Genomic DNA, 11,273 nt, shown 5'->3' with positions numbered 1-11,273 from the left:
CCCTATGACATCGAATAAATCGATGTTTGTTTTACCCACAAGCTCATCATTCCGAAGTACAGCAGCGTGGTGGACAAGGACGAAATCACCAGCCAGCACGACTAGAACCTCAACATCCGCCGTTATGTGGACAACACCCCCGCGCCGGAGCCGGAAGACGTGCAGGCTCACCTCATCGGCGGCATCCCGCAGGCCGAGGTGGTAGCTAAGCAGCGCGAGTTCGACAAGTTCGGCATGGCGCCGGACATCTTCTTCGAACCGTTGCGCCCCAATTATGTTGCCTTCCGCGCGGCGCTCGACGCCAAGCCCGCCATCAAGGCCACGCTGGAGGCGGACACGAACTTACAGGCCAAGCTCGCCGCCCATCACACCACGCTGGAACAGTGGTGGCAGGTGGCGCAGCACGACTTTGCCCAACTGCGCGAAGGGCGCAAGCTGCCCGAGGTGCGCTCTGAGCTGCTCGCCACCTTAAAGGCCAAGCTCCAGCCCCTGGGCGTGCTGGACGAATTCAAGAGCGCGGGCGTGTTCGTCAACTGGTGGCAGGCCATCCGCTTCGACCTCAAGACCGTCATTTCCACCGGCTGGCACCACACCCTGATCCCGGACAGCACCCTCATCGCCGAATACTTCCAGAACGAGGCGGACGAGATCGAGGCGCTGGAGGGGGGGATCAACGAGGCCCAGGGCGAACTGACCGAGGCGGCCGAGGTCGCCGCAGAAAGCGTGAACTATGAAGCAGAAGAGGGCGAAGGCGAAGAAAATGAGGCTAAACTCACCGCCGCTACCATCAAGAAATACCTGAAGACACTGATCGACGATCTTGCCGATGCCAATACCGATTCCGCCATCAAAGAGCGCAAACAATACGAAGAACTATACGACGGCATCACCGCCATTGAGAAGCGCATCAAAGTGCATAAGGCTGTATTCAAAACCAAGCAGGACGAATTGGAGCTGAAGCTGTGGCTCAAGCGCATCGGCGGCATGGATGCCAAGGCCGAAACCAATAAGCTCATTGTTCAGGCCAATACTGCAATGAAAGCGTTGAACCCGGCAGTGAAGGAAGACAAGAAAAAACTCACCGCGCTGGAAAAGGATAAAGCCGCACTGCAAATGCGCCTCGCCCGCATCGACGACCTGCTAGCCGCCATCGGCGGCCAGATCAGCGAACAGGATGCCAAGCGCCTGATCCTCAAAAAACTGCACGATCTCGCCAACAAGGAGCTGTTGCGCTACCTCAATGCCGAAAAGCGCGCGCTGCTCGCCCTCGTCGAGAACCTGTGGGACAAGTACGCGGTGTCGAATCAGTTGCTAGAGGCGGAACGGGAAAAATCTTTGAATTCGCTAAATGGGTTCTTGGCAAAACTGGGTTACCTGGGGTGATGTCGATGAGCGCATGGGAAATTAGAAAACTCACCGATCTCGCTGAATACGTCAACGGTTATGCCTTTGCGCCGGAAGACTGGGGTACGGAAGGGCTGCCAATTATCCGGATCGAACAACTTAAAAACCCAAATGCTCCGGTAGACTACTATGTTGGCAAGCTTCCGCAGAAAAATATAATCGATGATGAGGACCTAATTTTCTCCTGGAGTGCATCTCTGTTTCTGAGGATTTGGAAAAATGGGAAGGCAGTTTTAAATCAGCACCTTTTCAAGGTTGTTGAAAAGGAGGGGGTAGATCGGGAGTTTCTCAAGTCGTTTATCGAGTTCTATTTGCCGGAGTTAATAAAAGCGTCTCATGGCTCGACAATGCAGCACATTACCCGCAAAGAGCTTGAGAAGTTCTCTGCGCGTTTCCCAATTGATGAGGCTGAGCAAAAGGGTGTTGCGAGTGTTATTGCGGCGGTCGACCGTGCCATCGAGCAAACCGAGGCGCTCATCGCCAAGCAGCAGCGCATCAAGATCGGCCTGATGCAGGACTTGCTCACCAAGGGCATCGACGAGCACGGCAATATCCGCTCTGAAGCTACCCACGCCTTCAAGGATTCCCCGCTGGGGCGGATTCCGGTGGAGTGGGAGGTGGCACCGTTGGCTGAAGCCGCAGATCTGCGAGTTGGGTATGCATTTAAGAGTTCGTGGTTTTCCGAGGACGGAGTGAGACTACTTCGCGGGGAAAATGTTGGGACTGGTACCTTGGATTGGAAAGATACTGCGTGCCTACCGCTAGAGATTGCAGATGATTTTGAGGATTACCGCTTGATCGCAGGCGATCTAGTTATTGGGATGGACCGTACATTTACAAAGCAAGGTTTCAAGGTTAGCGCAGTCACGGAGGACGATCTCCCGTGTTTGCTCGTGCAACGGGTTGGTTGTTTCATTCCGATTGGAATCCCAAAGCAGTTCATGAGGTTTTTGATCCTGTCGCCCCAATACCAGAGAGAGCTTCTTTTGCAGCAGAAGGGCATGGATATACCCCACTTATCGAAAAGCGAAATCTTGGCACCTCTTGTACTGCTTCCGAAAAACGAAAAAGAGATGACCGAAATCTCAAAACGAGTTGAGGCTATGGAGTGCTTTGTAAAGAACTGCCGAGACAGTTTGAGAAAGTACAACGCCCTAAAGCGGGGGCTGATGCACGACCTCCTCACCGGCGAGCGCCGCGTCACCCCGCTCCTCGCTCAACCCACATCATAAAAATAAAATCGCATGATCTATCAGGATAAAATTCAAGAATCCTTATGAGCGAGGTACAACATGACTGAACAATGCGCTTTTTGCGGTAACAAGCATCTTACGCCGAAAACCACGCGCTACTTGCATCAGCACGATGAACAGTTGCTGATTGTGGAAGGCGTGCCCTGTCTGGAATGCGATTTTTGCGGCGAACAATATTTCGAAATCGACGTTTTAAAGCGCATCGAGGCGGATCACCGGGAGATTGCCGAGCATCGCCGGGAACCGGCGCGCTATGTCAGTGTGGCGGTGGAAGCATTCGACAGTGTGCGGTAGACACCTTGCGGATGCTTGAAATTCGCTTGATACCAGACTCTGACTAAAAAACAGCGATGGAGAAAAATAGAGTCGAACACATCCGCCTTGATGAACGCAACCACGTCGAACAGCCGCTGCTCGATCAGTTGGCGGAGCTGGGCTGGGAGGTGATCGACCTGGAGATGAAGCAGGCACCGAAAGACAGCTTGCGCAACAGCTTCGACGAGGTGGTGTTGGAGCAGGTAGCGCGCGAGCAGGTGAAGGTGATCAACCCATGGCTGGAAGACGATCAGGTGGAAGAAGTAGCGAAGCGCCTCACCGCCAGCTTCCCTGGCAGCAACCTGCTGGAGAACAACCGCCATGTGCTGAACCTGCTGCTGGAAAACACCAGTGTCGCCGAAAATCGAAAAACCGGCGAGAAAAGCCCCACGGTGCGCTACATCGACTTTACGCACCGCGATAACAACCGCTTTCTCGCGGTGTGCCAATTCAAGGTGCGCATCCCCGGCACCGAGCACCACATCGTGCCGGATATTGTGCTGTTCTTGAACGGCCTGCCGGTGGTGGTGATCGAGTGCAAGTCGCCCAAGGTGAAGGAGCCGATCCCGGAGGCCATTGACCAGTTGCTGCGCTACAGCGAGCAGCGCGGGGCCAAGGGGGAAGGCAGTGCGCTGCTGTTCTACTTCAATCAGTTCGTGGTCGCCACTTGCCGCAATGAGGCCAAGTTCGGCACTCTTACCACCCACATCGAAAAGCATTTCTACCGCTGGTCCGACCCTTGGCCACGCACGGTGGAGGACCTGAGCCACGGCAGCAGCAGTCCCAACGACCAGCAGCGGCTGGTGGCGGGCATGCTGGATCGGCAGAACCTGTTGGATATCCTCCGCACCTTCACCATTTTCTCGGAATCGGACAAGGGCGAGCGGATCAAGATCGTCGGGCGCTATCAGCAGTTCCGCGCCGTGAAGCTGGCGGTAAACCGACTGCTGATGGGCAAGACGCCTCGCGCGCGCAGCGGCATCGTCTGGCATACCCAGGGCTCGGGCAAGTCGCTGACCATGATGTTCATGGTGCGCGAGATGTACCGCCATGCGCAGCTTTGCAAGTGGAAGGTGGTGTTCGTCACCGATCGCACGCAACTGGAACAGCAACTCGGTGAAACCGGCCAGAACATCGGTTTCACGGTGAAGGTGGCGGACAGCATCGCCAAGCTGAAGGCATTGCTGCGCAGCGATTCCTCGGACCTGGTGATGGCGATGATCCACAAGTTCCGCGAGACGGAACTCACCGAGACTTTCTCTGAGCTGAACACGAGTCCGAACATTCTGGTGATGACCGATGAGGCGCATCGTTCGCAGTACGCTCTGCTTGGGGCGAACCTGGACAAAGCCATCCCCAACGCGGCGCGCATCGGCTATACCGGCACGCCGATCGATAAGACCGAGCAAGTATTCGGTGATTACATCGACAAGTACACCATGCGCCAGTCCATTGAGGACGGCGTGACGCTGGAGATCGTCTACGAAGGCCGTACCCACAACGCCGAGGTGCCGGATCAGCAGGGCATGGATACCGCTTTTGCCGACGTATTCAGCGACTATGACCTTGAGCAACGCCTGCAAATCCTCGGCTACGGTTCGCGTGAAGCGTATCTCGAAGCCCAATCCACCATCGAGGCCAAGGCCAGGGACATGGTGACGCATTACCTCGATCACGTTTTTCCCAACGGCTTCAAGGCACAGGTGGTGGCCACTTCGCGCGAGGCGGCGGTGCGCTACAAAGCCGCGCTGGATGAGGCGCTGGCTAAAGCCATCGAGAAGCTGGAACAGGCCAATCCTCTCAATATCGATTTGGTACGCCTTAACACGTTGAAAACCGATGTGGTCATTTCCGGCAACCACAATGACCTGCCGCACATCAAAGAATTTACCGACAGCGCCCGCCACACGCGCACCATCAAAAGCTTCAAGCTGCCGTTCGAAGGTAAGGATGAAGGCGTGACCGGTGACATCGGTATCGTCATCGTGAATAACATGCTGCTCACTGGCTTCGACGCACCTATCGAGCAGGTGATGTATCTAGACAAGGTAATCGTCGCCCATAATTTGTTGCAAGCGATTGCGCGGGTCAACCGTGTAGCGGGTGCAGCCAAGGAGAAGGGCTTCATCGTCGATTACGTGGGCATCGGCCATCACCTCAAAAAGGCCATCGATAACTACGATGAGCGCGAACAGAAGGAAATGTTGGACACCTTGAGCTTCCCCGAAGATGAGTTGCGCGCGCTGCAAGCCGACTTCAAGGCGATCATGGCGCTGTTGGAGCAGCACGGTCTGACCGACCTCAACGACCATGATGCTTTTTTTGATCTGTTTTATGATGAGGACATTCGCTTCGAATTCATGCTGGCCTATCGCAAGCTGACCCGCAGCCTCGATTTGGTATTTCCCGCCAAGGAGGCGCTTGAGTACTTTTCAACTTATCACGCGTTGACGGAAATCAATGTGCTGGCTGGCCGACACTTGCACGATGCACGATTCAGTATGAAAGGGATTCCACCCAAGCTACGGGCCTTGACGGATCAGTATCTGGCCTCCAAGGGTATTGAGTTGAAGGTCAAACCGATCTCGATTCTCGACGAGGATTTCGAGTGTAAAGTTGCCAAGCGTACGCGCACCAAGACCAAGGCTGCAGAAGTCGAGCATGCCATCCGTCACCATCTCGATGTGGAACTGAACGACGATCCGGAGCTGCAAGCCTCATTCGCTAAAGCGCTGGCAGATATCCTGCAAGCGTTTAAGGATAATTGGCAGAAAATTTACGAAGAACTGGAGAAACTGCGCAAGCGCATCATCAGGACTGAGAGCGAGCCGACTTATGGTCTGCATAAGAAAAAGCAAATGCCGTTCTTCCGCATGCTGCGGGCTGAACTCAATGCTATCTGGGAGGAACAGCCTGGCTACTATGGGAAGCCCGATGATCGCATTGCGTTATTGGTCAATTTGACGCAACAGATTTACCTGGCAGTGGAGCGTGAGTTGAGGCTCGCCAGTTTCTGGGAAAGCGCGCCTGCCCGCAACAAGTTGAAAGCGGAAATCCAGCAAATTCTGCTTTCAGAAGCCTTTCACACTCTGCCGAATTTAATTGCCAGACGTAACCAGATTATTTCGCGTGTGATGGAGATTGCCGAAAAGAACAACGACCGGATTCTGTACGCCACCTGATATGGAGTTCCACTACAAAGTTGTCTATTCGAAACGCAAGACACTTACCATTACGGTGGAGCGCGATCGTTCCGTGGTCGTGACTGCTCCACAAGGGACATCCCCGGAAAGAATCCAGCGGATTGTGGAATCACGCAAGCTATGGCTTTATGAAAAGACTCGGCATGCCCAGAAGTACGATCCTTTGCCTCATCCACCTGGCAAGGAACTGGTTTCAGGTGAATCGCTGTTGTACTTAGGGCGGCATTATCGTATCGAGTTGGTGGAGGGTGAAGGGCAGATAGAATTTGATCAGAAGTTTGTTGTGCCGCGTCATCTTGTGGGAAAACCGCTGGTGTTCCGCAAATGGTTCATCAGGCGAGCCAGGGAAAAGATTCTCTCCCTTGTCTCATGTCGTGCAAAAAACCTGGGAGTAAGCTTTAAGCAAGCAAAGATCGGTGACAGTAAGTATAGATGGGGCTCATGTACGCCAAACGATAATGTGATTTTTAATTGGCGGTTAATTAAGGCGCCTATGTTCGTGATCGATTATGTGGTCGTGCATGAGCTGGCTCATCTGATCGAACAGAATCATACGCCGCATTTCTGGAATATTGTGCGAGCGCAGATACCTAACATGGAGAAAGCGAAAGCGTGGTTACTCAAGAACGGGACGCTGCTGGAGCAAGACTTGTAAACGATAAGGTGCAATATGGCAGACTAGTTCATTCGCGCCGGTTGTCACAGTGAATATGAACGGAAATTCATGTGCTACAAATCAGTAACGCATTTACATTCTCGCAAATTGGCCAAGTCTTTTCATTGCCTCATAAAGTTCAAATAAACTTGTTCGATACTTTTTGTTTTAAGAGAAAAGCCATGCCAAATTTCATGATTGTAATTTTATTGTATCTCCTTGCTGGAAACGCAAATGGTCAAGTATACAAATGGGTAGATGGCATGGGAAAGGTGCAATACTCTGATCAATTGCCGCCTGCTGGTGCGAGCAAAAATGAAAAAATGATCGATATCCAGTCCTCCTCACAGTCTGCCAATGATGATGGTAAAGGCGGCACAAAAGATATAGCAGAAAAGGAGCAACCATGGAAAGAAAAGCGCGCTGCCCGGGGGGAGGCAAAAAGCAAGCAACTGGCGGAAGCGAACATGAAAAAAGAGAATTGCCTGAGAGCGCGGAGCAATCTGGAATTACTCAGAAATTCCGAGCGTTTGTCAGTGCCGGATGGCAATGGCGGTATCATTGATGTAGACGATCATCTGCGCCAGCAGTATACGGCTGAAGCCTTAAACAATATTGCCACGTACTGCCAGTAATGAAATCCGGGTGTGCATCAATGCAAGTATTAAAAAATTTATAGACTTCATTTCTTGTGTTCATTTTTCTTCTTTTTGCTCAGCCAATAAGCAAAGCCGCCAATGCCTCCAAGCATGAAACCTAGCGGGCCGGTTATAAAGATACCCAGTAGCGGGCCCTGGTTGGCTTCTGGCGCTACAATCATGGGGCCGAAGAAGCCTGCGCAAAATCCGATAGAGCCCAGCACAATGGCGCCTAGAAATATGCTTGAGACAGGCCCTTCTGGAATGGAGCCGAGTCTTTTCCAGCTATACAAGCCAACACCGCCCGTGCACAATGACGCGATCAGGTTAAGTACCCATGTGGGTTCCATGGACGGTATCAGTGAAATTGTGAACCAATAGATGAAAAAATAGGTGGCGGGTACAATGACCAGCATTGCCAGAATACGAAAAGGAAGTGTCATGCTGGCACACCTTCGAGTTTAAACCTGAATAACATTAATATGCTGGAATACATAAAATTTTCCTTTATGGTAGCGCATCGATTAGCTTTTATTGTAACCGGGTTTGGCAGACTATGTTAGCGCTTGTATTAGAACGATCCATAACCAAAAAAGCATGTGCTAGCGGGATGTGCGATGTAGAATAATAGGCTATGTTGCCTACGTGTACTGGACAGAAGCCACTATCAATCCCGGTTAGAGAGATTTTCTGATTGGTGATCGGGCTGCCGCAGTAAGATGTTGCTCATTTTGGAGTTACTTGATGGATATCACAAATATTAAAGTTTACATGCAAGCGGTTGGTCAGAATGCCCGGGCTGCTTCGCGGTTAATGGCAAAAGCGGATACGGCTAGTAAAAATCGGGCGCTGATGGCGATGGCTGATGCTATCAAGCGTGATGAGAAGAATTTGTTGACGGCAAATGCGCGCGATCTCGAGAGTGCCCAGGCCAAGGGATTGGGTTCGGCCATGGTTGACCGCTTGGCGCTTTCTGCCAAGAGTATCGTGAGTATGGCCGATGGCTTGCGGCAAATTGCGGCCTTGCCGGATCCCATTGGGGAAATGAGTGATTTGAATTATCGTCCGTCTGGCATACAAGTAGGTAAAATGCGCGTACCGCTGGGGGTGATTGGCATCATTTATGAAGCGCGGCCAAATGTTACGGCGGATGCAGCCGGCTTGTGTCTGAAAGCGGGCAATGCGGCTATACTGCGCGGTGGATCGGAAGCGATGCATAGTAATCAAGCCATTGCTGCATGCGTGCGGGAAGGGTTAAAGACAGCGGGTCTGCCAGAGACAGCGGTGCAGGTGATCGAAACCAGTGATCGTGCTGCGGTCGGCGAACTCATTACCATGAAGGCATTTGTCGATATCATTGTGCCGCGCGGCGGGAAAGGGCTAATCGAACGTATTGCCAATGAGGCATGCATTCCCGTGATCAAGCATCTGGATGGCATTTGTCACGTCTATATCGACGAGCAAGCCGATCTGGAAAAGGCGCTGCGCATTGCTGACAATGCCAAGACACAGCGTTATGGCACTTGCAATACCATGGAAACATTGCTGGTGCATGAAGAAATCGCCAAGCACATCCTGCCGCCGCTTTGCAAAATTTATCTGGAGAAAGGGGTGGAGTTGCGCGGTAATCAGGCAGCTTGCGATCTCATTGCACCCATGAAGCTGGCAACAGAAGAAGACTGGCGCACCGAGTATCTTGCGCCTATCCTGAATATCGGCGTCGTGAGCGGACTGGAGCAGGCAATCGAGCATATCACGACCTATGGCTCTCAACATACTGATGCGATCGTGACGGAAAACTATAGCCATGCGCGCCGTTTCCTGCGTGAAGTCGATTCGAGCTCCGTGATGGTCAATGCCTCCACACGCTTTGCCGATGGTTTTGAATATGGGTTGGGTGCAGAAATTGGTATTTCGACCGATAAAATTCATGCACGCGGCCCGGTAGGACTGGAAGGGCTGACAAGTCAGAAATTTGTTGTGCTGGGCGATGGCCAGATACGACAGTAGTTTACTGCCCTAAAATCTTTTCAATTTAAAATAAAAGAAGTATGGCAAATCTAGTTAAAGTGGAAGTTCCCGATATTGGCGATTTCAAAGATGTTTCCGTCATTGAAGTGTTGGTCAAACCAGGCGATGAGGTTGAGCAAGAAACTTCATTGATTGCGTTGGAAACGGATAAAGCGTCGATAGAGGTGCCTTCTCCGCATGCAGGGATTGTCAAGGAAATGCATGTCAAGGTGGGGGACAAGGTATCGCAGGGATCGCTTATTGTTACGTTAGAAGCTGCTGTGTCCGCTGTCGAAGAGGCTGCCATACAGGCTAATGCTAGTAATCCTGCGATAGCTACTGCAAGTGAGACCCAGCCAGCAATGAGCACGCGTGGGGCTGTGCATGCCGAAGTGGTAGTGCTGGGGGCAGGGCCTGGCGGTTATACGGCGGCCTTCCGTGCAGCCGATCTGGGCAAGCAAGTTGTGTTAATTGAACGTTATCCGACATTGGGCGGGGTGTGCCTCAATGTGGGCTGTATCCCCTCCAAGGCGCTGCTGCATGTGGCGAAAGTGATCACTGAAGCTAAAGAAATCGAGCAGCAAGGAATAGTGTTTGGCAAGCCTAAAGTTGCGATCGACCAGTTGCGTAGCTGGAAAGAGTCGGTGGTGGGCAAGCTCACTAAAGGTTTAGCTGCACTTGCCAGACAGCGCAAAGTAGATATTATTCAAGGCAGCGGTAAATTCGTTTCCCCTCATATGATAGAAGTGAATACCGCAGAAGGCGTAACAACGGTGTCATTCGATCACTGCATTATCGCTGCTGGTTCCACTGCTGCGCGTATTCCGGGTTTTCCTTACGATGATCCTCGACTGATGGATTCTACTGATGCATTGGAGTTGGCAGATATTCCCAAAAGGATGCTTGTTATCGGTGGAGGCATTATCGGCCTGGAAATGGCGACAGTGTATGATGCGCTAGGCAGCCAAATAAGCATCGTCGAGCAGATGGATCAGCTCATTCCAGGTGCAGACAGTGATCTGGTCAAACCGTTGCATAAGCATTTAGTGAAACGCTATGAAGCTATTTATCTCAACACCAAGGTTAGCAAGATCGAGGCTGGGAAAAAGGGATTGAACGTGTTTTTTGAAGGCAGTCATGCACCTGCACCGCAATTATATGATCGCATTCTGGTTGCGGTCGGGCGCCGTCCCAATGGCAGGATGATCGCTGCAGAACAGGCTAATGTCCAGGTAAATGAACGCGGTTTTATTCCAGTGGATACGCAAATGCGTACTAATGTGCCGCATATTTTTGCGATTGGCGATATTACCGGAGAACCCATGCTGGCGCATAAGGCGACTTATGAAGGCAAGCTTGCCGCTGAGGCGATTGCTGGGCATAAAGTGGCGTTTGATGCGCTTACTATTCCGTCAGTGGCCTATACTGATCCAGAAATTGCCTGGATGGGTTTGACTGAGATTGAAGCCAGGAAAAAAGGTATTGATTATGAGAAAGCAATATTCCCCTGGGCAGCGAGTGGTCGTGCGACTGCCATGGGACGTGATGAAGGTTTCACCAAGTTACTGCTAGATAAAAATTCTCGCCGCATACTGGGTGCAGGCATTGTGGGCGTCCATGCCGGTGAGTTGATCGCTGAAGTCGTGCTTGCGTTGGAAATGGGTGCTGATATGCAAGATATCGGCCTGACCATCCATCCTCATCCGACTTTATCTGAAACAATTCTTTTTTCAGCAGAAATAGCAGAAGGGACGATAACTGATCTATATATGCCAAAGAGATAATGCGGTAATTC

Annotated in this window: 9 protein-coding genes; 8 read left to right on the top strand and 1 reads right to left on the bottom strand. The window is 51.9% G+C overall.

Annotated features, from left to right (window positions below):
- The first annotated feature begins 126 nt into the window (after positions 1–126).
- The 6 genes from J5I83_RS02620 (at position 127) to J5I83_RS02595 (ending at position 7,465) form a co-directional block, all read left to right on the top strand.
- Positions 127–1,383 (top strand): hypothetical protein, encoded by a 1,257-nt coding sequence (locus J5I83_RS02620; protein ID WP_304053072.1) that lies wholly within the window; start codon positions 127–129, stop codon positions 1,381–1,383.
- Positions 1,384–1,388: 5 nt separating this feature from the next.
- On the top strand, positions 1,389–2,636 hold the full coding sequence (locus J5I83_RS02615; RefSeq protein WP_304053071.1) for a restriction endonuclease subunit S: 1,248 nt from the start codon (positions 1,389–1,391) through the stop codon (positions 2,634–2,636).
- Between the two features lie 60 nt (positions 2,637–2,696).
- The gene (locus J5I83_RS02610) at positions 2,697–2,951 is read left to right on the top strand and encodes a YgiT-type zinc finger protein (RefSeq protein WP_304053070.1); all 255 of its coding nucleotides are present in this window, start codon (positions 2,697–2,699) and stop codon (positions 2,949–2,951) included.
- Positions 2,952–3,007: 56 nt separating this feature from the next.
- Positions 3,008–6,154: a type I restriction endonuclease subunit R gene (locus J5I83_RS02605; protein WP_304053068.1), complete on the top strand. Its 3,147-nt coding sequence runs from the start codon at positions 3,008–3,010 to the stop codon at positions 6,152–6,154.
- A 1-nt stretch (position 6,155) separates the two neighbouring features.
- Positions 6,156–6,830, top strand: coding sequence for a SprT family zinc-dependent metalloprotease (locus J5I83_RS02600; RefSeq protein WP_304053067.1), 675 nt, complete (start codon positions 6,156–6,158; stop codon positions 6,828–6,830).
- Positions 6,831–7,012: 182 nt separating this feature from the next.
- Positions 7,013–7,465, top strand: a complete 453-nt coding sequence (locus tag J5I83_RS02595; protein WP_304053065.1) for a DUF4124 domain-containing protein — start codon at positions 7,013–7,015, stop codon at positions 7,463–7,465.
- Positions 7,466–7,512: 47 nt separating this feature from the next.
- Here J5I83_RS02595 and J5I83_RS02590 read toward each other — a convergent pair whose 3' ends face one another.
- Positions 7,513–7,911 (bottom strand): hypothetical protein, encoded by a 399-nt coding sequence (locus tag J5I83_RS02590; protein ID WP_304053063.1) that lies wholly within the window; start codon positions 7,909–7,911, stop codon positions 7,513–7,515.
- A 301-nt stretch (positions 7,912–8,212) separates the two neighbouring features.
- Here J5I83_RS02590 and J5I83_RS02585 point away from each other — a divergent pair, with 301 nt between their 5' ends.
- Positions 8,213–9,478, top strand: coding sequence for a glutamate-5-semialdehyde dehydrogenase (locus J5I83_RS02585; RefSeq protein ID WP_304053061.1), 1,266 nt, complete (start codon positions 8,213–8,215; stop codon positions 9,476–9,478).
- A gap of 41 nt (positions 9,479–9,519) precedes the next feature.
- Positions 9,520–11,262, top strand: coding sequence for a dihydrolipoyl dehydrogenase (gene lpdA, locus J5I83_RS02580; protein ID WP_304053060.1), 1,743 nt, complete (start codon positions 9,520–9,522; stop codon positions 11,260–11,262).
- Positions 11,263–11,273 lie beyond the last annotated feature (11 nt).

The sequence above is a fragment of the Nitrosomonas communis genome (assembly GCF_024102715.1).
GTDB lineage: Bacteria > Pseudomonadota > Gammaproteobacteria > Burkholderiales > Nitrosomonadaceae > Nitrosomonas > Nitrosomonas communis_B.
The sequence above is the reverse complement of the archived record's forward strand: the minus strand, read 5'-3'. Positions and strand labels throughout refer to the sequence as shown.